This window comes from Tessaracoccus bendigoensis DSM 12906, from assembly GCF_900141915.1.
Taxonomy (GTDB): Bacteria; Actinomycetota; Actinomycetes; order Propionibacteriales; family Propionibacteriaceae; genus Arachnia; species Arachnia bendigoensis.
Map to the genome: position 1 here is coordinate 1 of NZ_FQZG01000021.1, position 19,639 is coordinate 19,639.

Sequence of the window (19,639 nt, forward strand, 5' to 3'; positions counted from 1 at the left end):
GGCCGAAGATGCCCCAGAACTGGCCGGGCGCCACGTTGCCCTTCTTCCGGTTGACCATGACCAGGACGAAGATGACAATCAGGACGACAAGTTTGACCGCGATCTTGATGTGGTTCAGGTCTCCGCCGCCCATCTCCCGAAGGCCGACCAGCAGCAAGCCGGTGACGAACTGTGTGAGGGCGCCGTGGAAGATGGCTGGGTTGATGACACGGGTTGGGCCCTTCATCTGGACGAACGCACCGCCGAACAGCGCCGCGAACCCGACCAAATGCAGAAGGACAAGGAGGTTTATCACGAAATCCATGCCCATACGCTACCGTGCGTCGGCCAGCTGGTGCAGCCTGCGCCCACCGGCGGTGCACAGTTGAAGTTGTTTGGCGGGGCCGGATGGTCCGATCGGGGTATGCCCTGAGCATCGCCGCCCGTCAGACCAGGGTTCTTTACGTGCACGCCCATGTTTACTTCGCCCAGATCGCGCGGCACAGTTGATGCCATGGGAACAATCATCGGTTACATCGTCATCGGCCTCCTCGGAGGCGCCATCGCCAAGGCCATCATGCCGGGTGAGCAGGGCGGCGGCTGGTTCAAGACGATGCTGCTCGGCATCGTCGGCGCGCTGGTGGGCGGCTTCCTCGGCGGCGCACTGTTGGGCGTCAGCTACGGAGCCATCTTCTCCATCAAGGGGCTGATCTTCTCGGTCGCCGGTGCGCTGCTGGTCCTCTTCGTCTACGGGCTCGTAAACAAGAAGAAGGCCTGACAGCCTCCACAGGCCCCAGAACGGCGCCCACCTCAGGTGGGTGCCGTTTGCCACGCCGTCAGACGAGGTGCCGGTCGGTGGCCCACTTGGTCAGTTGATGCCGGTTCGACAACTGCAACTTGCGAAGCACGCTTGAGACGTGGGTCTCGACGGTCTTGATCGAGATGAACAGCTCCTTCGCGACCTCCTTGTAGGAGTAGCCGCGGGCGATCAGCTTGAGCACCTCACGCTCGCGGGCGCTCAGTTTGTCCAGATCCTCGTCTATGGAAGACACGTCGACCGAGCCGGAGAAAGCGTCGAGCACGAACCCCGCGAGACGGGGAGAGAAAACGGCGTCGCCACCTGCCACACGGGCCATGCCCTCAACCAGTTCCTCCGAACTGATGGACTTGGTCACGTATCCTCGCGCTCCTGCCCTGATCACCCCGATCACGTCTTGTGCCGCGTCCGAGACGGAGAGCGCAAGGAACTTCACATCGGGCTTCACCCGGAGCACCTGTTTGATCACCTCGGCTCCCCCACCGCCGGGGAGGTGCACGTCGAGCAGGACGACGTCTGGTTCGGTCTCTACGATGGCGGCCACGGCGCTGGCCACGTCCTCGCCCTCGCCGACGACCGTGCAGTGCTGGCCGATCTCGTGCCGGACACCCGCCCGGAACATCGCGTGGTCGTCAACGATCACGACGCGCAGCGTCGCCAGGTCGAGGGCATCCTCACTCATCAGCCGATCTCCAATCTCACCTCGGTGCCGGTACCCGGCTCGGATCGGATCGTCGCGCGCCCCCCGTGTCGCTCCATCCGGGCCGTGATCGATTCTCTCACGCCCATCCGCCCATCGGGAACAGCCGCGGGGTCGAACCCCTTCCCTCGGTCACGCACGAACACCTCGATGTGGCCGTCCTCCGCCTCTGCGAACACGTCGATCCTGGACGCGCCGGAGTGCTTGGCCGCGTTCGTGATCGCCTCACCTGTGGCCTGGATCAGCGCCTGCAAGGCGTCGTCGACCTGCGCGTCGCCCACGCAGACGACCTCGACTTCGACCTCGAAACGGGCTTCGACGTCGCTGGCGACCTCCCGGAGCGCGGACCGCAGCGATGCAGCTCTGGTGGTCTCACCGTAGAGCCACGTGCGCAACTCACGCTCCTGCCTGCGGGCGAGGGTCGCGACAGTGGCCGAATCGTCGGCCTGACGCTGGATCAGGGCAAGGGTCTGGAGCACGGAGTCGTGCAGGTGAGCCGCCATGTCGGCCCTCGCCTCCGCCCGGAGCCGATCGGCCTCCGCGCGACGGATCCTTGCCCTCTGTTGGTAGAGCCAGGGGGCCGTGACGACGAGCAGCCCCGCTATGAGCACGGCCGACGCGCCCAGCACGACCGGCAACTGCGTGATCCCAACCTGCGTGGCGAGGATGAGGCTGGTGCCGGTGACGACGAGGACGAGGCCGCCCACCAGCCGGAGCACACTCATCGCGCCCCCGCCGCGCGTGATCCGCTGCCAGATGCCGGCGCTGGCCGCCGGGCCGGAGCCGGTGCCCTCATCCACCTGCAGCCAGATGATGATCACCCCGGCCCCACCGATCACCGCCGGCCAGAAGACACCGGTGGGGATGGTGCCGCCCGAAACGAACAGCCAGAGCAGGCCGACCAGGAGAAGGCCGCCGGAGATGAGAACGCCGTCGTCTGGCCTTCCGAACGACTGGGTGGTCGGCCTCATGCCGCGCCGGGTGGCAGTCTCCAACCCAGGGGCCTCGACGTTGTCGGCCGTTTCACGCGGGACGAGCACCCAGAGTGCCCCGTAGGCGAGGATGCCGATACCTGAGAAGAGTGCCGCGATGACAAATGCCATCCGGATCAGGCCAGGGCTGATTTCGAGGTGACGGGCCAGGGCACCCGAGACCCCGGCGATCATGCGCCCCTGGGTGGGTCGCCGAAGGGGCACGCGCACGTGCACCTCTGTACCCACCGGCAACTGACCCATGCTCCAAGCCTGACACGACCATCCGACACTGACCAGCCATGGCCAGCAACACCAGGGGTGCTTCAGGGACCATCCTGATGGTCCGCGGCGCCGCGCGCCGCCAAACTTGATGGCATGGCACGCGACCTGGACAGGAACTGGCTCACCGAGAGCCTCGCCCCGGTGCGCCGCCGCAACGCGTCCGGGCTTGGTTCGGGGCTGAGCAGGGCGATCGCGGCACAACTGGGTGTCGATGTCGTCATCGTCCGGGTCGCATTCGTGGTGCTGACCTTCTGCGCCGGTTTGGGAGTGGCCCTCTACTGCTGGGGCACACTGCTCACCATCGGCCCCAGAGGAACCCGCCCGATCGACTCGCTGATCGACTCGTTCCGCTCGTGGTCGACGGGCGGGCAACTGGCCCTGATCATCGCCACCTCCATAGCCGTGGTCGCTACCGTCGGCAGCGTCACGTCGCTGCCCTGGGGGATGGCCCTCCTGGCGGTCGGGCTCCTGGCCTTGTTGCTGAGGCGCAACCGGGGCCACTCAGGCGCCGACGTGTCGACGCTGCCCGAATCCGCCGACCAGGACGAGCTGATCGACGACTGGCGACGCAGGATGTCCTTCGCGGCCGGGACGAACGACGCGGCCCCGTTCCTGCCTACCGATCTTCCCCTCCTGCCTCAGACGAGGCCACCGGCTGTCGCCGCGCCCCGCCCGCGGAGTGCGTGGCTGATGGGCACGCTGTTCCTCGGCGGAGCCTCTGCCGTCAGCGTGCTGTGCGCTCTGGTACTGGGGTTGACCACCCCGGTATCCGTGGCCATCGCCTGCATCGTGCTGGGCGTCGCGCTGACCATCTTCGCCGCGGTGTCACGGACTAGGCGTGTCCCCCGTCCATTCCTGGCGGTTTGTGTCGTCGCCCTGGTGGCATCCGGCTGGCTCAGCAGCAGCGCCCCCCTCGCAGAGGAGCCGACCGACGGGGCCCATGTCGTGCGGGCTGTGGCGACCGACACGAAGATCGACCTGACGGGCCTGGCGGATGTCGACCACATAGAGGTGATCGCGGTGGCGGCGAGCGTGGAGATCATCGTCCCTGGAACCCCCGAAGGCGGCATCACGACCACCCAACGGTTCAGCCACGTCGAGAGCGGCCTCACCGGCGATCGCATCTGGCCCGGCGTGCGCCTCACGATCGACGCCACCGCCTCTGACGTCACGATTGAGGAGGCCGCCTCGTGAAACCTCCTGTCGACGTGGCTACCATCTCGTTGGGGCTGGCCACCATCGGGTTCGGCGTGGTACTGCTGTTCGCGCCGCTCATCCCCCAACCCTTGATCCAACCGACCCTTGCCCTGGCCTTGGCCGCAGCAGGCACGATCGGACTCATACTGACCACCGGCCGAAAATCCAAGAAGAAGAACAGATAAGGAACTGTCATGAAACTGTCCCGCAGCCGCAACGGCATGATCGGCGGCGTCGCCGCAGGCATCGCCGCATACCTTAAGCTCGATCCCACCATCATCAGGATCGCGTTCGTCCTCATCTCCCTCTTCGCTGGCGGTGGCCTCCTCATCTACGGCATCCTCTGGATCGTGATCCCCAAGGAGGGGGAGGACTCGACACTCGCCGAGGAGGGCCTGCACAAGGCACGCGATTGGTACGACGGCCGAAAGGGCGGCGACGGCCACTGATCCCGGTAAACGATTCGGCCCCCGCGAGGAACAGTCCTCGCGGGGGCCGAACGCCGATCACTCCCACTCGATGGTGCCCGGCGGCTTGCTCGTGATGTCCACGGTCACCCGGTTGATCTCCGGGACCTCGTTCGTGATCCGGTTGGAGATCTTCTCAAGCACCTCGTAGGGCAGGCGGGCCCAGTCGGCCGTCATGGCGTCGTCGGAGGTGACCGGCCGAAGCACGATCGGGTGCCCGTAGGTGCGTCCGTCGCCCTGCACTCCGACAGAGCGGACATCTGCGAGCAGGACCACCGGGAACTGCCAGATCTCGCGGTCGAGGCGGGCGGCCGTCAGCTCGTGGCGTGCGATCGCGTCGGCGCGGCGCAACGTGTCCAGCCGGTCGGCCGTGACCTCGCCGACAATGCGGATCGCCAGGCCTGGGCCGGGGAACGGGTGGCGCCACACCATCTCCTCGGGAAGGCCGAGTTGCAGGCCCACGGCCCGGACCTCGTCCTTGAACATGTGGCGCAGCGGCTCGATCAGCGTGAACTGCAGGTCGTCTGGCAGCCCGCCCACGTTGTGGTGGCTCTTGATGTTGGCTGCCCCCTCACCCCCGCCGGATTCGACGACGTCCGGGTAGAGGGTGCCCTGGACCAGGAAATCGATGCCACGATCCCCCGCAAGGTCCCGCGCCGTCGCCTCGAATGTGCGGATGAACTCGCGGCCGATGATCTTGCGCTTCTCCTCCGGGTCGCTCACGCCCTTGAGCGCGGTGAGGAACCGCTCGGTCTCATCGGCGACGACGAGGTCGACACCGGTGATGCGCACGAAGTCGTCGCGAACCTGCTCGGCCTCACCTTGGCGGAGTAGCCCATGGTCGACGAACACGCAGGTGAGCTGGGGGCCGATGGCCTGTTGCACGAGCGCCGCGGCGACTGCCGAGTCGACACCTCCGGAAAGGGCGCAGAGGACCCGACGGTCGCCCACCTTTGCCCGGATCGCGTCGATGGCCTCCGTGACCATGTTCTCCGGCGTCCAGCTCGGGGCCAGTCCCGCGATGTCGAACAGGAACTGCTCGATGACCTGCTGGCCCCACTGCGTGTGAAGCACCTCGGGGTGCCACTGCACACCGGCCAGCTTGCGGTTCCGGTCCTCGAACGCGGCGACCGGTGCCCCCGCGGTCCGCCCGAGAACCTGGAATCCCTTTGGGGCTCGGCAGACGGCGTCGCCGTGGCTCATCCAGACGTTCAAGGTGTTGGGCATGCTGGCCAGCAGCGCGCCACCGTCGTTGATCGAAAGCGACGTGCGGCCGAACTCCCGCTTACCCGTCTTGTTGACGGTGCCCCCGAGCGACTGTGCCATCACCTGGAAGCCGTAGCAGATTCCGAGCACCGGCACCCCGGCCGTGAACAGTGCCGGATCGAGCTGAGGCGCACCTTCCTCGTACACAGAAGAGGGGCCGCCTGAGAGGATGATGGCGGCGGGCTCCTTGGCCAGCATCTCCGCGATAGGCATCTTCGAAGTGACGATCTCAGAGTAGACAGAAGCCTCACGCACGCGGCGGGCGATCAGCTGCGCGTACTGGGCACCGAAGTCGACGACGAGAACCGTCTGATGGGCAGTCATGCGAGGAGTCTATTGATTTCGCCGCAAAAGACCACATGCGGGCGTGACCGTGCATAAAAAGTCCGGGCAACCGGGAATAAGCCCCGCTGAGGCGTGGTTGCCGCTGACATGAGCATTTTCCCAGACGTGACTGCCCTGATCGGTCGCACTCCTCTCGTCAAGCTGAACCGCATCGCCGGAGACAACGCCACCGTCGCCGCCAAGCTCGAGTTCTACAACCCCGCGAACTCGGTGAAGGACCGCCTTGGCGTCGCCATCATCGATGCTGCTGAGGCCTCCGGCGAGTTGAAGCCGGGTGGCACCATCGTCGAGGGCACCTCCGGCAACACCGGCATCGCGCTGGCCATGGTCGGCGCCGCCCGCGGCTACAAGGTCGTGCTGACAATGCCCGAGACCATGTCGTTGGAGCGGCGTGCACTGCTGCGTGCCTTCGGCGCCGAACTGGTCCTGACCCCGGGCCCCGGCGGAATGCGTGGGGCGGTCGAGCGTGCCAAGGAGATCGCCGAAGAGCGCGGCGGCATCCTCGCCCGCCAGTTCGCCAACCAGGCCAACGTCGAGATCCACCGTCGCACCACCGCGGAGGAGATCTGGAACGACACCGACGGCCAGGTCGACATCGTCGTCGCCGGCGTCGGCACCGGAGGCACCGTCTCCGGTGTCGGCCAGGTTCTGAAGGAGCGCAAGCCCGAGGTGCGGATCGTCGCCGTCGAGCCTGCCGAGTCACCCCTGCTGAGCGGCGGGCAGCCCGGCCCACACAAGATCCAGGGCCTTGGCGCCAACTTCATTCCGGAGATCCTCGACCGCAGCGTGATCGACGAGGTGCTCCCCCGCAACATCGACCAATCGATCGAGTTCGCCCGCAAGGCCGCCACCGACGAGGGCCTGCTTGTCGGGATCTCCTCCGGTGCCGCCCTCTCGGCTGCCGCCGAGGTCGCGGCACGCCCGGAGAACGCCGGGAAGACCATCGTGGTGGTCGTCCCCGACTTCGGTGAGCGTTACCTGTCGACCGTCCTGTTCGAGGGCCTCCTCGACGCCTGACGGTGTGAGTTCGTGTCAGCGGCGGCCCGGAGTCCTGGGCCGCCGCTGCCGCGTTCGGGCCCTTCCTGTCCGATTGCCTCAACGGGGAGCCCCGGCTGCTCCCATGACACATCAGTCGCTCCCGGCATCGGCCCACCCAACCCGGGAGTCTCGGTCAGATAGTCGAAGAGGCCCCGTTCGATCGGGGTCTCGAACTCCAGCCGCATCGTCACGACCGGAACCGTGCCGCCCGCTCCGTCAGGCATGGTCTATGTCGCCGCCGGAGGTTCGAGTTGCCGACGATCGCCGTGGCCCCACCCGCCTGCCGGAACAAATACCCCTTCGCGTGGAAACCCTCAGCGGGGTCCTCGAGCAGCCAGACATCGACCCCGGGCAGGTTGAGGAGTTCCTCGAACACGCGCGGCGAGTTGAAACCCAGGTAGGTCGACGTGACGATCTGCGCTCGCCCCCGAAGTCACTCAACGGCTGCTTCAGAGCAGCGAGCGCACAAGGGGTGATGAAAGCGACGGAGAAGACGAAGCTGTCACTTTGCGCGAGCTCGCACCTGATCGCGCGGAGCATGGTGTCGCGTCCGTCGTTGACGATGAGTCGCGGGTTGAATCGCCGCGGGGAGACAACCCCACGGTCCAGGAAGGCATCGACCAGGTTAGCGGCTCCGCCACCATGAAGGGTGCCCCGGGAGGCCGCACCTTTGGCGATCGCTAATCTTGGCCGTATGGGACAACGGGTGTTCGAATACCGCGACTGGGTGAAGTCCACCCCCACGAAGACTCACGACGAGTTGCGGCGCGTCATGCAGGTGGGCTACGCGATGACCGGGTTGCTCGCCTTGCTGGCGGTCATCTGTCTGGTCGTACTGATCGGGACGGAGCCACTGCAGCGGCAGCTCCTGGCCGGGCTGATTGTGTTGAGCGGCGCCGCGGTGATGACCTTCCGCAGGGCAGACACCAACCGCCGCGGGCTGGCCAGGGCCAAGGGAGGAACCGTCTCCATGCAGGGAAACTACCCGCTGTCTGTTGGAGATACCGGCATCCATTTCCCGGAGTCGTTCGACGACCCTGCGGAGACCTGGCCCCTGACCGGAACCGTGGTCGAGGTGAAGGACGTGGTCAAGCAGCAGGTCATCGTGCTCTCCCACCCTGGGAGGACGACCCGCCACTTCTACTCCGGGGCGTTGACCGTTCCGGTAACCGAGGTGCAGACCGAGATTGAGGCGCGGCAGGCGGCCTCAGCCACGGACCGGGGCCAGATCCCGATGGCGCCAGAGGGCCAGGCCGATCAGGAGCAGGGCTAGCGTCCCCGCCCCGAGCCAGACGGGTTGCCACCATTCGATCCCCTGCATCAGCGCCGGGCCGTACAGGTACGGCGCGAACGGCGACCAGAGCCCCCACTCGGTGCGACCCGCAGCAAGAAGCAGCGTGTAGCCGAAGTATGAGGCCACCGCGACGGCCGTCGTCCCCCAGACCGCGACCGATGGCCGTCCGGTGGCGGACGAGAGCAGCAGCGCCAGGGCACCGAAGAACCAGCCGAGCAGCAGGAGCAGGAGACACGCCCAGGCAAGGTTCACTACCGACACGTCAACGCCTGACAGCGCCACACCACCCCAAACCCCCAGGAACAGCGCGCCAGCGACCACGGCGGAGTAGAGCGCTGCCGTCAATGCCACCGTCAGGTAGACCCGGGCGCGCGAGAGCGGCTGGGCCAGCAGCACCGACATCCTGCCGGCCCGCTCCTCCCCCGCGATCCCGGAAGCGGCCGCAGTCGTAACGACGAGGATTATGCAGATCGGGGCGATCATGCCGAATGTCTCAAGGTGTAGGAAGCCTGCTGCCGTGTCGAGGTTGCCACCGCCGAACATGTCGACCATCGACTGCGGAAACGACATGCCGAAATCGGCCAGCGCGTCCGCCAACCCGACATACATCGGTGGCATCGCCAACCCCATTCCAAGCGCCAGCAGCAGAGTCACATAGCTCACCAGCACCTTCTGGGCCGCAACCCGGATCGCCAGGAGCGACGCGCCCCGCCCCGTCGGGCGCAACAGCCCACCGACGCCGGGAATCGACCGCAGTCGATCGACGACACCGGGGCCGACGGCCGCGGTGCGCAGTTCCCGCCGGGCGAAGCCGAGCACGCCGAGTGCGAAGAACGCCAAGGCCCCACATAGCAGCAGCGCGACGTCGCGGGCGTCGAGGCCACCCACCAGAGGCAGGGACCCGTTGAACCAGTGCCAGGGCACCCAGTCGGCCGCGCCCTGCTTCCAGATCGGGAGCAGCCCGTTGGCAAGCCACCCACCCACCAACACCGTCGCCGCGACACCGGCGCCCAGCGACCGCCGACCGGTTGCGGTCGCGACGGCGAACGCCAGGGCACCATGGAACAGCGCGTTCGCGACCAGGTGCACCATGAGGGCAAGCAGGTGGGCATCGCCGGTTTCGATTCCGAGGATTAGCGGCGCAACCTCCGCGATGCCCCAGAGCAACACCCCCGACGCCACGAGGGAGAGCACCAGCGCTGCCGCCCTGCTCAGCGCCAGCCTCGTCCGCGAGACCGGTGCGGAGAGGATCAGCGAGACCCGCCCGGCCGTCTCATCCGCGGCGACGCACCCTGCCCCCATGGCCACCGCCACCCCGGTGAACGCCAGTGCACCGATCGAGGCGAGCATCTCGTTGTAGGCCATCACGGAAGCGTCCGCGTGGGGTGGCACCCCGAGCAACGACCGGACCGCCTCGGGCAGCGCATCATAGAAGCTGAGGTCGATGCCCTGATACATGTACAGCCCGAGGAACAGCATGGCGCCCACCGACCCGGCGGTGACCAGCATCCCCCGCCGGTGCTCGGCTAGGCCGCGGGCGAGGATCGCCGCGCTCACGACTCATCCCGGTAATAGGTGAGGAAGATGTCTTCCAACTCGGCCTCGGAAGTGTGGATGTCTCTCAGCGTGGCCACGGCGGCGACGGCAGCGAGGAGGGCCGACATGTCGCCGTCGAAGTTCAACTCCACCCGCCCGGGCATGACGACCAGGTCGCGGACCCCGTCGACCGCTGCCAACGCGTCGGCGGTGATTGCGCCGTCGACCTCGAGTTCGAGGTGGCGCATCCGCTTGTGCCGCAGCGCGGCGACCTCCTCTACGGCGATCAACTCACCCCTGCGGATGATGCCGACACGGTCGGCGACCCGTTCGACCTCGGAGAGCGTGTGGCTGGACAGGAAGACGCTGCGTCCCTCGTCGGCCGCCTCCCTCATCATGGCCCAGAACTCGTGCTGGACGAGCGGGTCGAGCCCGGCACTGGGCTCATCCAGGATCAGCAGATCGGGGCGGTGCATGAAGGCGGAGATCAGCCCGATCTTCTGCCGGTTTCCGCTTGAGAGTTCACCGACCCGTTTCGTGAGGTCCGCGTCGAGTCGCTCGGCAAGCGATTCAATCTCGCCCCTGCCGAGACCACCGCGCAGGTTGGCGAGGAACGCAAGGGTCTGGGCACCGGTCATCGCAGGCCAGAGCGCCAGGTCGGCTGGCAGGTAGCCGAGTCGACGGCGATGCTCGACTCGCCGCGGGTCGGCCCCGAGGACCGCGGCCGAGCCTGCCGTCGGGTTCAGTTCTCCGAGCAGCAGCCGGATCGTGGTCGACTTGCCTGCCCCGTTTGGTCCGAGGAAGCCGAACACCTCGCCGGGGGCCACATCGAGGTCGAGATCCTTCAGGGCCGGGAACCGGCCGTAGTTCTTGCTCAGCGATCGGGCGACGATGGGGTTCATTCTTCCTCCAGGGACGCGAAGAGGCCGCGGTACTGTTCGACCACGGCCGGGGTGAAGAGCGACTCGAATGCCTCGAACTGGATCCGCACGTAGTCGGCGTATCCCGGCTGCGACGCGAAGTCCGGCGAACGAAGGTCCACGCCGAGGTGGCGCGTCAGGTGCCGGTGCATTGCCACCGAGCCGAGCGAGAAGATCGTGAGGATCGCCGCCCGCAGGCGCTCGTCGCGCGTCGGCGCGAGCATCCCGGCCTCGACACCGGCGCGCAGGTACTCCTCCGCGTCGCCGATCAGGGCGTCGACGAGGTCGTCGATGCCCTCGCTGTCCTCGGTGAGCCGGGCGGCGAGGTAGCCGACTATCCATTCCCGGCCCTCGACCTTGAGGGAAGCCAGTGGATCGAATCCCGGCGACTGGATGATCGCCTCGCTCTTGCCTGCGCGGACCTCCGCGGCGACGTGCTCGTCACAGGCACCGAGAAGCCCCGCCATCGAGCCGAAGTGGTGCCTGATGAGCCCTTGCGACAATCCGGCGCGCTCCGCCACCGCCCTCGCCGTCAACGCCTTGGTCCCGCCCTCGGCCACGAGGGCAATCGCAGCGTCGCGCAGCCGCGCTGGGGTCGTCCGATCATCCGTCATGATACGAGCGTATCAACTTTCATACGTTCGTATAACCCCTGGGTCGCCTGGGATCAGCGGACCACAGCAGGCGACGAACGGGCGGCGCCCGCGTGGGTGCCGCCCGTTCGTCGTCAGGAACTACAACAGATCATCCGCAGGTCGCTGCGGGCGATCCAGCCGAGACCGTCACATCTATCCCGCCAACGGTCGCGGTGACGCCAACCTGGCCCGCCGGGATGGCGGCGAGTCGGGTGCTGAACGCGGCGCTGCCGCTGCGCCCCTCGACGAGGCCGCCGAGCGACTTGCTGCCGTACGCGGAGGTGACGGTTGCGCCGGTCAGCGGCTTTTCGGCCTTCACCGTCACGACCTGGACGACCTTGCCTGCCACGCAGCGGGTCGCAACCTGGGCCGTGAATCCGACCTGCAGGCTCAGCGTCTCGGAGGTTGAGGGCGAGACCAGGCCGTCGGAATAGCCGTCGTAGCTCGCGACCAGGTCGGCCACCCCGCTGGGCACCTCGACGCTGGCCGCGCCGTCCACCAGGGCGACGGTTTCACTCCAATCTCCGCCCGAGAAGGTGACGGTGCCGACGACGTCGCCTTCGTCTTCGGCGATCACCGTCGCAGTGGCCGTGCGCCCGTCGATGGACAGGGTCGTGGAGGAGTCGACTGCCGAAAGCGCCGTCCAGGAGTGCATCGCGTCGAGCACCGCCTGCGAGACACTGACGAACGCGCCGTGGCGCGGGCTACTCGGGAGCCCTCCCACCGGCCGGACGTTCCAGTCGGCCCGCTTGGAGAGCCGGTCGGCCTGGCTGCTGGAGGCGATCTCGTCGCCGCTCGTGACGAATGCGCGATAGCCACCGGCCGCATAGTTGTCCACGAGGAACACGTACCCGTCGTTGCCGACGTCGTTGTTCGGGTCACCCTCATTTAGCTTGACGATCTGCGGACCCTCGCCGGACTGGCCGGTCTCGAGGCTGGTCATCCGGGTGTCGGTGAGTTGCCAGGTACTCTCCGGGTCGGCATTCCAATTGGACTGAGTCGTGACGGAGGTGAGCACCTTCGAGCGCTCAAGGAAGATGTCCTTGCCCGCCTCGAGGATGCCTGCCGCGCCGCTCTCCTCGTTCTTGGTGAAGCGGTAGTAGTAGTCGCCGATCTTCTGGATGGTCGAGTCGATACGCGCGTAGCCGGTGTCCTGCCACTTCACAGGCGGATAGGTGAACGTCCGGAAGTCGCGGGTCAACACGTAGAAGACCCGTGCGTACAGGTTGTCGCTGTTGCTGTGCGAAGCGTCCGAGTAGAGGCGCGACGAGAAGAACACGACGTAGCTCTGCAGGTCGTCGTCCCAGTAGACCTCGGGAGCCCAGGTCATGCCCGCCTCCGGTTGGTTGACGGTGATTCCTGCGTCCTCGCCGTTGGTGCGGGTCCAGTTGACGAGGTCGGCCGACTCCCAGACATGGATCTTCAAGGAACCGGCAGACTGTGCAGGGCCCCATCCGGTGCCACACCCGATGCACAGGTCGGTGGCGACCATGTAGTACTTGTCGCCCTGCGCGGAGCGCAGGATGTATGGGTCGCGCAGACCCTTGGCGTCCACCGTCGAGGCGATGACCGGGCGGCCGCCGTTGACCGACTGGAACGTGAAGAAGTCGTTGCCGGTGGTGGCTGCCTGGTAGATCTTCTCGTCCGAATCAGACTTGAAGTAGGCGGCCGCGTAGCCGGCGTCCGGCGCGCTGCGACCCTGTTCGGCGATGGTCACCTCGAACGTGCGCTGCTCGCTGACGCCGTGGAGGGTGGCGGTGGCAGTGAGGCTGACCTGGGCATCGCCCGAGCCGTAGGCCGGTCGGGTGATGATGCCGCCGCCGCGGAACGGATCCGAGCCGCCTGCTGCTGGCGCGGCGTAGTCAGGATCGGTGCCGGTGACCAGGATTTCATCGGAGGAGGTCCACACGATGGTGGCACCGGTCGCACCGGCGGTGATCAGCGGCAGATTCTCGGTGGTACGCGACAGCAGGGCGATCGAGTCGAGGTCGTCGATGGCGCTTGAAGCCTTCACGACCACCTCGAAGGGCACGACGGTTCCGTTGCTCAGGGTGGCCGTCACCGTGACGGCGGTGTCGGCCGCCTGGCGCGACACGGTGCCGGTGGCGGAGACAACGGCCGGGTTGGACGTGGTCCAGGTGACACCGATCCCCGAGATGCTTGCCGGGAAGGAGAGGTCGGTTCGCACCTCATCGAGGGAGGGGTTGCTTCCGAGCATCCGAGGCTCGAGGTCGAGGCGGACGAGCGCCTCGGTGGCGGCCGCCTTCTCCTGCCCGGTCGGCATGGCGGCGCCGACCTGTTCGGCGGTGAGCGCCTGATCCCAGAATTTGACGTCCGTGACGTCGCCCGTAAGCAGCGCGTCGCCCGTGTAGAGCGAGCGTCCGAGGTAGCCGAGGCGGTCTCCTGCGGGGATGATCGAGGCCATCGAGTAGGTGTGGGTGTTGGTCGAGATCTGGGCACCGTCGCGGTAGAGCGTCAGCCGGTTACCCTCGCCGACAAGGGTCAACGTGGTCATGCCCGGGTTGAGGCCACCGCCAGCGGGGAGGCGCACCTCGCCATTGCCGGTACCGGTCTTGACCCGAATTCCCGACAGCACCTGGTTGGAGTAGGCACTCTCGCCGGTGCGGGGGTTGACGAAGACGTGGTTGCCGAGCGCGGTCGTGTTCCAGGCGCCAACGCCGTCGCCGATGACCCAGCCGAACTGGTTGGCGGCGGTCTGGGTGGTTACGGTGAACTCGACGGCGAAGTCGTTGTCGGTGCCGGTCACCAGCCCCTTCGGGAGGGTGGCGTAACCGTCGTTCCGGAACCGGAGCACGTCGTCTGCCCCGGCTGCGACGAACGAGGCGTCGGTGAACCCGGTCAGCGACGCATGGCGGGCATTGCCCGACACGTCCAGGAGCGTCGAGCCGGTGTGGCTCATGTCGTAGTGGGCTGTTGGGGCTGGTGCCTCGTCGGCGACCGCCGTCGGCTGGACGGCTCCGAAGGTCGCCAACGTGGCGGCGGCGATCGTCGCCGCTAACGCACGGCGATGTACTTGTGACATGTATTCCTCATCCTTGAGCGGCACGGTCGGGGATCAGGCGGCGGCAGCGTAGCCGCATCCCATCGTGTTACCGGTATCACGATGGGAGCACGATACCTCAGCCACGGCGTCGACACCAGACCCTGCCGCCGTCACACGGCTCGATACCAGCGATATGACGTCGACACCAGCAGTATGGCGCGACACCAGCGAAATACCGCTGGTAACCAGCCACAACGCTGGTATCGAGCGAAGAAGGTTGGTGACGAGCCACAGCGCTGGTAACGAGCGCAAACCGTTGGCAACCCCCGCGGACGGTGCCCGACACCAGCGGTATGGCCAGACACCAGCGAAACACCGCTGGTAACCAGCCACAACGCTGGTATCGAGCGAAGACCGTTGGCAACCCCCGCGGACGGTGCCCGACACCAGCGGTATGGCCAGACACCAGCGAAACACCGCTGGTAACCAGCCACAACGCTGGTATCGAGCGAAGAAGGTTGGTAACGAGCAAAGGAAGCTGGCAACCCCCTATCCGACAGATTGGCGTGAGATGCCCGGGCTGATCGGATCCAGCTGGGACCAGGACGAGAGGACGGGATCCAATGAGGCGCCACCACCCCACAAATGGCTACGCCCCAAGACGTCTCACTCGACTTGACAACTTCCGACCGATCGAGATCGTCAGCTCGTACAACACCGCCTTCGGCGCCTACGCCTGCACCGACTTGTGGTGCGTCGTCGCGCTGAGGGCCGTCGACGAGATCTGAGAGATGAAACCACTTCGATACGCCTTGGCCATCCTCTTGACCGTCATGCCGGTGGTTCCAGTTGCGCAGGCCGTGGCCGCGCCACCCGCGCGGGTCGACGTCTACACCACCCCGGGCACGCACTTTGTGAATGGTCGGCAGTGGACGACCAGCTGCGAGCCCTACTCGTCGTCGGTGTATCGGTGCCGCACGAACATCTGGGCATCCCAGATCGCGCGCACCAAGGCCGGTCAGTACGAAACCAAGCAGGGCTGGGTGTTCAACAATCTCACCTACCTGCCGGCCCCACGCGCAACCTGGGCGAACAACCCATTGGCTGCTGGAGGCCGTGTCGGCGGCACCGCCGCCTGGACCGGCCCCGACGGCCGACGCTGGCGCACCGAATGCGACACCACAACCACCGGCAGCAACGGCTGCCGCAGCTATGCCTGGACGAGCGTCGCTACGCGCACCTCTGCCGGGTACACCACAGTGTCGACGTGGGTGTTCAACAACATCGTCCGCTTCGGCCCATCGAGCGTCGCCCCGCCCAAGCCGTGTCAGCTGGCGGTTGAGGGCATTAAGGTGGATCTTCAGCCAGCCCAAACGACCGCCACCGTCGTCAAGACCAGCGGCACCCGTGCGGTGGTGACGATGGTGAAACGCGCCGCCCCAGGCTCCTGTGACGTCGAGACCGTGTTCACCGACTCGTCGGGCTGGATCGGCTACGGCGGCGCAGTGCCAGCATCGTCGCGAAAGCAGTCCACCGGCACCACCCCGCAAGGAACGTTCACGATCTCCGAGGGTTTTGGGCTGGCTCCCGACCCGGGCACGTCACTGCCGTACCGGCGACCCACCAGTGATTCCTACTGGGTGCTGGACCCCCAGTCGCCCTTCTACAACCAGTGGCGCGAGGGCAGCTCGGGAGGGTTCCAGAAGGGCGACTCCGAGCGTCTGGTCGACTTCCCAGGCCAGTACGCCTACGCCGCGGTCATCGACTACAACCGCTGGCCCGCTGTGCAAGGCAAGGGCGGAGCGATCTTCCTCCACGTCCACGGCAAAGGAACCACCGCCGGATGTGTCTCGGTGACCGCCGAAAACATGAAGACCTTCCTCCGCAACGTCACCGCCGGTGACCGGATCACGATCAAGTAGCGATAACCCGATCACGGTCAAGTAGTTAGCAACCAACCGGTTCGACTCAATCCAGTCCACTACGGCACCGCCAACGACGTCCGAGCCAGACAACCATCGTCGACGACGCCTGGCTCGCCCACAAATGGCCACGACCTTTTCGAACGTCGTCTCAATTGACTTGACAACCCGCCCCCGCGGACGATTCCCGACACCGGCGAAATGCCGTTGACACCAACACTATGGCGCGACACCAGCGAAACACCCCTGGTAACCAGCCATAACGCTGGTAACGAGCGAAGAAGGTTGGTAATGAGCGAAGAAGGTTGGTGACGAGCGTAAACCGCTGGTGGCGCGAGGCGCTACTCCCTCTGTTCGGCTACCAACCGCTCGTGGTGCCGGACGACCTCGGTGACGATGAACGTGAGGAACTTCTCCGCAAACTCCGGGTCCAGGTCTGCGTCGACGGCGAGCGCGCGCAACCGCGCGATCTGCTGCGCCTCACGCTCGGTGTCCGCCGGTGGCAGTCCGGCCGCAGCCTTCAGCTCACCCACCCGCTTGGTCACCTTGAACCGCTCCGCGAGCAGGTGAACCAGGGCGGAGTCCATGTTGTCGATGCTTCCCCTCAACCTGAGAAGCTCAGCACGGGCCTCGTCCTGCGGACACATCAGCGGAGGATCAGGTCGATGCGTTGGAACGACTTGACGTCGGTGTAACCCGTCAAGGCCATGGCCTTCCGCAGTCCGCCGGCCAGGTTCATGGTGCCGTCGGGAACGTGTGAAGGACCCAGGACGACCTCTTCCAGCGTGCCGACCTGGTCGAAGAAGGAGCGCTCGCCCCGCGGGAGCGTCGCGTGCCAGGCACCGGCTCCCCAATGCCAGCCGCGGCCTGGGGCCTCAGTGGCCCGAGCCAGTGGCGAGCCGACCATGACGGCGTCGGCTCCCGACGCGATCGCCTTGGCGATCGCCCCAGAAGTACCTACCGCACCGTCGGCGATGATGTGGGCGTAGCGGCCTCCCGACTCCTCGAGGTAGTCGCGGCGGGCCTCGGCCACGTCGGCGATTGCGGAGGCCATCGGCACCTCGATTCCGAGCACGTCGGCCGTGGTGTGGGTGGCGCCGCCGCCGAAGCCCACAAGCACCCCCGCCGCCCCGGCACGCATCAGGTGCAGCGCCGCACGATACGTCGCGACTCCCCCCACCAGCACCGGAGTGTCGAAGCGGTAGATGAACTCCTTGAGGTTGAGCGTGTCCTCACCACCGACATGCTCGGCCGACACCGTCGTACCTCGGACCACGAAGAAGTCCATCCCGGCCTGTTCCAGGACGGGGGCGAACTCCTGCGTCAGAGCCGGCGAGAGGGACCCTGCGACAGGGACCCCGGCCTTGCGCAACTCGGCCAACCGGTCGCGGATCAGTTCCCCCTTGACCGGTTCGGCATAGATCTCCTGAAGACGGCGCGTGGCCGTCACCTGGTCGCAGTCCTGCGTGATCAGCTCGTACTGCGGCTGCGGGTCCTCGTAACGGGTCCACAGACCGGCGAGGTCGAGCACGCCGAGCCCGCCGATCTCTCCCATCTGCACCGCTGTGGACGGCGACATCACCGAATCCATCGGGGCTGCGACGATCGGGATGTCGAACGTGACGGCGTCGATCTTCCAACTCAGATCGACCTCGCTCACGCTGCGGGTGCGACGGGTGGGCGCGATGGCCACGTCGTCAAAGCTGTAGGCCTTTGAGGCGCGCTTGCTGCGTTCAAGTTCGTACATCGGATTCCTCACCGCTCCCAGTAGTTGGGCGCTTCGGCTGTCAGCTGAATGTCATGGGGATGCGACTCGCGCAGACCAGCACTGGTGATGCGCACGAAGCGGCCCCGTTCCTGAAGTTCTGCCACCGTGGCCGCGCCGGAGTAGAACATGGACTGACGCAACCCGCCGACCAGCTGGTAGGCGACCGCAGCCAACGGGCCCCGGAACGCGACCTGACCCTCGATGCCCTCGGGCACGAGTTTGTCGTCGGAGGTGACGTCGCCCTGGAAGTAGCGGTCCTTCGAGTAGGAGGCCTTGCGTCCGCGGGCGGCCATCGCACCGAGCGAGCCCATGCCACGGTAGCTCTTGAACTGCTTGCCGTTGATGAAAACGAGATCGCCGGGGCTCTCGGAGCAACCAGCCAGGAGCGACCCGAGCATCACCGTAGAGGCACCGGCCACGATCGCCTTCGCGATGTCGCCGGAGTACTGCAGGCCACCGTCGCCGATGACCGGCACCCCGGCGGGACGAGCAGCCCGGGAAGCGTCGTAGATTGCGGTCACCTGCGGGACACCGACACCGGCGACGATCCGCGTGGTACAGATGGAACCAGGGCCCACCCCGACCTTGACGGCGTCGGCACCGGCCTCCACGAGGGCCTTGGCGCCCGAATAGGTTGCGACATTGCCCCCGATGATGTCGACATGCGCGGCCGACGGTTCGGCCTTCAGCCGCTTGATCATGTCGACGACGCCACGGCTGTGCCCGTGGGCCGTGTCGACGACGATGCAGTCGACCCCCTCTGCCACGAGCGCCATGGCACGTTCCCAGGAGTCGCCGAAGAAACCGACGCCGGCGCCGACACGGAGCCTGCCCTGGTCGTCCTTGGCAGCGTTGGGGTACTTGTCGGCCTTGACGAAGTCCTTGAGGGTGATCAGCCCCTTCAACCGTCCTGAGCCGTCGACGATCGGGAGTTTCTCGATCTTGTGCTGGGCCATGAGCCCCAGCGCGTCGTCGTTGGAGACACCGACGGGGGCGGTGACCAGCGGCATGCGGGTCATCACCTCGCGGACAGGGCGGCTGCCGACATCCTCGAAGCGCATGTCACGGTTGGTGATGATGCCGAGCAGGATGCCGCCCTCATCGACGACGGGTGCCCCAGAGATGCGGTAAGTGGCGCACAACTCGTCGACCTCTGCGAGGGTCGCGTCGGGGCCTACGGTGACGGGTTCGCTGACCATGCCGGCCTCGGAACGTTTCACCTGGTCGACCATGTGGGCCTGGTCTTCGATGCTCAGGTTGCGGTGCAGGACACCGATGCCACCTTCGCGGGCCATGGCGATGGCCATCCGCGATTCGGTGACCGTGTCCATCGCGGCCGAGGCCAGCGGGATGTTCAGACGGATGCGTCGGCTGAGTTGCGTGCCCGTATCCGCCTGCGAAGGGATCACGTCGGACTGGTTGGGCTGCAGCAGTACATCGTCGAAGGTCAGCCCCATCGCGGCAAAAGGCGCGGGCACCCCGGCCCCGGTCAACT

General features: G+C 66.6%; 20 protein-coding genes. 8 read left to right on the plus strand and 12 right to left on the minus strand.

Annotated features, from left to right (window positions below; translation table 11 throughout):
- Positions 1 to 304, minus strand: a 304-nt coding sequence (locus tag BUC15_RS07025; RefSeq protein WP_084189431.1) for a hypothetical protein, incomplete at its 3' end; no start/stop codon positions are given.
- 189 nt (positions 305 to 493) lie between these two features.
- On the opposite strand from BUC15_RS07025, the gene BUC15_RS07030 reads away from it, so the two are divergent.
- Positions 494 to 757: a GlsB/YeaQ/YmgE family stress response membrane protein gene (locus BUC15_RS07030; protein ID WP_073186826.1), complete on the plus strand. Its 264-nt coding sequence runs from the start codon at positions 494 to 496 to the stop codon at positions 755 to 757.
- Between the two features lie 58 nt (positions 758 to 815).
- Here the strand turns inward: BUC15_RS07030 and BUC15_RS07035 are convergent, their stop codons facing one another.
- The gene (locus BUC15_RS07035; protein WP_073186827.1) at positions 816 to 1,478 is read right to left on the minus strand and encodes a response regulator; all 663 of its coding nucleotides are present in this window, start codon (positions 1,476 to 1,478) and stop codon (positions 816 to 818) included.
- Positions 1,478 to 2,731, minus strand: a complete 1,254-nt coding sequence (locus tag BUC15_RS07040; RefSeq protein WP_073186828.1) for an ATP-binding protein — start codon at positions 2,729 to 2,731, stop codon at positions 1,478 to 1,480. Before BUC15_RS07040 ends, BUC15_RS07035 begins: the two co-directional genes overlap by 1 nt.
- 114 nt (positions 2,732 to 2,845) lie before the next feature.
- Here BUC15_RS07040 and BUC15_RS07045 point away from each other — a divergent pair, with 114 nt between their 5' ends.
- Genes BUC15_RS07045 through BUC15_RS07055 form a run of 3 tightly spaced genes read left to right on the plus strand, consistent with a single transcriptional unit; the run spans position 2,846 to position 4,398 of the window.
- Positions 2,846 to 3,946: a PspC domain-containing protein gene (locus BUC15_RS07045; RefSeq protein WP_073186829.1), complete on the plus strand. Its 1,101-nt coding sequence runs from the start codon at positions 2,846 to 2,848 to the stop codon at positions 3,944 to 3,946.
- On the plus strand, positions 3,943 to 4,134 hold the full coding sequence (locus tag BUC15_RS07050) for a hypothetical protein (RefSeq protein ID WP_073186830.1): 192 nt from the start codon (positions 3,943 to 3,945) through the stop codon (positions 4,132 to 4,134). Before BUC15_RS07045 ends, BUC15_RS07050 begins: the two co-directional genes overlap by 4 nt.
- 9 nt (positions 4,135 to 4,143) lie before the next feature.
- Positions 4,144 to 4,398, plus strand: a complete 255-nt coding sequence (locus BUC15_RS07055) for a PspC domain-containing protein (protein ID WP_073186831.1) — start codon at positions 4,144 to 4,146, stop codon at positions 4,396 to 4,398.
- A gap of 57 nt (positions 4,399 to 4,455) precedes the next feature.
- Here BUC15_RS07055 and guaA read toward each other — a convergent pair whose 3' ends face one another.
- Positions 4,456 to 6,006, minus strand: a complete 1,551-nt coding sequence (gene guaA, locus BUC15_RS07060) for a glutamine-hydrolyzing GMP synthase (protein WP_073186832.1) — start codon at positions 6,004 to 6,006, stop codon at positions 4,456 to 4,458.
- A gap of 108 nt (positions 6,007 to 6,114) precedes the next feature.
- Here guaA and cysK point away from each other — a divergent pair, with 108 nt between their 5' ends.
- Entirely contained in the window at positions 6,115 to 7,044 is a 930-nt protein-coding gene (gene cysK, locus BUC15_RS07065; RefSeq protein WP_073186833.1) for a cysteine synthase A, read from the plus strand.
- Between the two features lie 208 nt (positions 7,045 to 7,252).
- Here the strand turns inward: cysK and BUC15_RS07070 are convergent, their stop codons facing one another.
- The gene (locus BUC15_RS07070) at positions 7,253 to 7,441 is read right to left on the minus strand and encodes a phospholipase D-like domain-containing protein (RefSeq protein WP_073186834.1); all 189 of its coding nucleotides are present in this window, start codon (positions 7,439 to 7,441) and stop codon (positions 7,253 to 7,255) included.
- 318 nt (positions 7,442 to 7,759) lie between these two features.
- On the opposite strand from BUC15_RS07070, the gene BUC15_RS07075 reads away from it, so the two are divergent.
- Positions 7,760 to 8,338 (plus strand): hypothetical protein, encoded by a 579-nt coding sequence (locus BUC15_RS07075; RefSeq protein WP_073186835.1) that lies wholly within the window; start codon positions 7,760 to 7,762, stop codon positions 8,336 to 8,338.
- On the opposite strand, the gene BUC15_RS07080 is transcribed toward BUC15_RS07075, so the two are convergent.
- The 4 genes from BUC15_RS07080 to BUC15_RS07095 form a co-directional block, all read right to left on the minus strand.
- Positions 8,273 to 9,916, minus strand: coding sequence for an ABC transporter permease subunit (locus BUC15_RS07080; RefSeq protein ID WP_073186836.1), 1,644 nt, complete (start codon positions 9,914 to 9,916; stop codon positions 8,273 to 8,275). The genes BUC15_RS07075 and BUC15_RS07080 overlap by 66 nt on opposite strands.
- Entirely contained in the window at positions 9,913 to 10,797 is an 885-nt protein-coding gene (locus BUC15_RS07085) for an ABC transporter ATP-binding protein (RefSeq protein ID WP_073186837.1), read from the minus strand. Before BUC15_RS07085 ends, BUC15_RS07080 begins: the two co-directional genes overlap by 4 nt.
- Positions 10,794 to 11,429: a TetR/AcrR family transcriptional regulator gene (locus tag BUC15_RS07090; protein WP_073186838.1), complete on the minus strand. Its 636-nt coding sequence runs from the start codon at positions 11,427 to 11,429 to the stop codon at positions 10,794 to 10,796. Before BUC15_RS07090 ends, BUC15_RS07085 begins: the two co-directional genes overlap by 4 nt.
- Positions 11,430 to 11,559: 130 nt before the next feature.
- Entirely contained in the window at positions 11,560 to 14,493 is a 2,934-nt protein-coding gene (locus tag BUC15_RS07095; RefSeq protein ID WP_073186839.1) for an immunoglobulin-like domain-containing protein, read from the minus strand.
- A 584-nt stretch (positions 14,494 to 15,077) separates the two neighbouring features.
- Here BUC15_RS07095 and BUC15_RS19855 point away from each other — a divergent pair.
- Together BUC15_RS19855 and BUC15_RS07100 are read left to right on the plus strand one after the other, a co-directional pair.
- Complete coding sequence (locus BUC15_RS19855; RefSeq protein ID WP_175558265.1) at positions 15,078 to 15,242, plus strand: hypothetical protein; 165 nt, start codon at positions 15,078 to 15,080, stop codon at positions 15,240 to 15,242.
- Positions 15,243 to 15,245: 3 nt separating this feature from the next.
- Complete coding sequence (locus tag BUC15_RS07100) at positions 15,246 to 16,376, plus strand: L,D-transpeptidase family protein (protein WP_073186840.1); 1,131 nt, start codon at positions 15,246 to 15,248, stop codon at positions 16,374 to 16,376.
- A 341-nt stretch (positions 16,377 to 16,717) separates the two neighbouring features.
- On the opposite strand, the gene BUC15_RS07105 is transcribed toward BUC15_RS07100, so the two are convergent.
- Genes BUC15_RS07105 through guaB form a run of 3 tightly spaced genes read right to left on the minus strand, consistent with a single transcriptional unit; the run spans position 16,718 to position 19,601 of the window.
- Positions 16,718 to 17,023, minus strand: a complete 306-nt coding sequence (locus BUC15_RS07105) for a chorismate mutase (protein WP_073186841.1) — start codon at positions 17,021 to 17,023, stop codon at positions 16,718 to 16,720.
- The gene (locus tag BUC15_RS07110; RefSeq protein WP_073186842.1) at positions 17,023 to 18,123 is read right to left on the minus strand and encodes a GuaB3 family IMP dehydrogenase-related protein; all 1,101 of its coding nucleotides are present in this window, start codon (positions 18,121 to 18,123) and stop codon (positions 17,023 to 17,025) included. Before BUC15_RS07110 ends, BUC15_RS07105 begins: the two co-directional genes overlap by 1 nt.
- A gap of 8 nt (positions 18,124 to 18,131) precedes the next feature.
- Positions 18,132 to 19,601: an IMP dehydrogenase gene (gene guaB / locus BUC15_RS07115; protein WP_073186872.1), complete on the minus strand. Its 1,470-nt coding sequence runs from the start codon at positions 19,599 to 19,601 to the stop codon at positions 18,132 to 18,134.
- Positions 19,602 to 19,639: the final 38 nt, after the last annotated feature.

Excerpts from the sequence above, each read along its gene's own strand:
- BUC15_RS07030 (WP_073186826.1), top strand. The coding sequence starts at position 494 with ATGGGAACAATCATCGGTTACATCGTCATCGGCCTCCTCGGAGGCGCC.
- BUC15_RS07035 (WP_073186827.1), bottom strand. The coding sequence starts at position 1,478 with ATGAGTGAGGATGCCCTCGACCTGGCGACGCTGCGCGTCGTGATCGTT.
- BUC15_RS07040 (WP_073186828.1), bottom strand. The coding sequence starts at position 2,731 with ATGGGTCAGTTGCCGGTGGGTACAGAGGTGCACGTGCGCGTGCCCCTT.
- BUC15_RS07045 (WP_073186829.1), top strand. The coding sequence starts at position 2,846 with ATGGCACGCGACCTGGACAGGAACTGGCTCACCGAGAGCCTCGCCCCG.
- BUC15_RS07055 (WP_073186831.1), top strand. The coding sequence starts at position 4,144 with ATGAAACTGTCCCGCAGCCGCAACGGCATGATCGGCGGCGTCGCCGCA.
- guaA (WP_073186832.1), bottom strand. The coding sequence starts at position 6,006 with ATGACTGCCCATCAGACGGTTCTCGTCGTCGACTTCGGTGCCCAGTAC.
- cysK (WP_073186833.1), top strand. The coding sequence starts at position 6,115 with ATGAGCATTTTCCCAGACGTGACTGCCCTGATCGGTCGCACTCCTCTC.
- BUC15_RS07075 (WP_073186835.1), top strand. The coding sequence starts at position 7,760 with ATGGGACAACGGGTGTTCGAATACCGCGACTGGGTGAAGTCCACCCCC.
- BUC15_RS07085 (WP_073186837.1), bottom strand. The coding sequence starts at position 10,797 with ATGAACCCCATCGTCGCCCGATCGCTGAGCAAGAACTACGGCCGGTTC.
- BUC15_RS07090 (WP_073186838.1), bottom strand. The coding sequence starts at position 11,429 with ATGACGGATGATCGGACGACCCCAGCGCGGCTGCGCGACGCTGCGATT.
- BUC15_RS07095 (WP_073186839.1), bottom strand. The coding sequence starts at position 14,493 with ATGTCACAAGTACATCGCCGTGCGTTAGCGGCGACGATCGCCGCCGCC.
- BUC15_RS19855 (WP_175558265.1), top strand. The coding sequence starts at position 15,078 with ATGAGGCGCCACCACCCCACAAATGGCTACGCCCCAAGACGTCTCACT.
- BUC15_RS07100 (WP_073186840.1), top strand. The coding sequence starts at position 15,246 with ATGAAACCACTTCGATACGCCTTGGCCATCCTCTTGACCGTCATGCCG.
- BUC15_RS07105 (WP_073186841.1), bottom strand. The coding sequence starts at position 17,023 with ATGTGTCCGCAGGACGAGGCCCGTGCTGAGCTTCTCAGGTTGAGGGGA.
- BUC15_RS07110 (WP_073186842.1), bottom strand. The coding sequence starts at position 18,123 with ATGTACGAACTTGAACGCAGCAAGCGCGCCTCAAAGGCCTACAGCTTT.
- guaB (WP_073186872.1), bottom strand. The coding sequence starts at position 19,601 with ATGGGGCTGACCTTCGACGATGTACTGCTGCAGCCCAACCAGTCCGAC.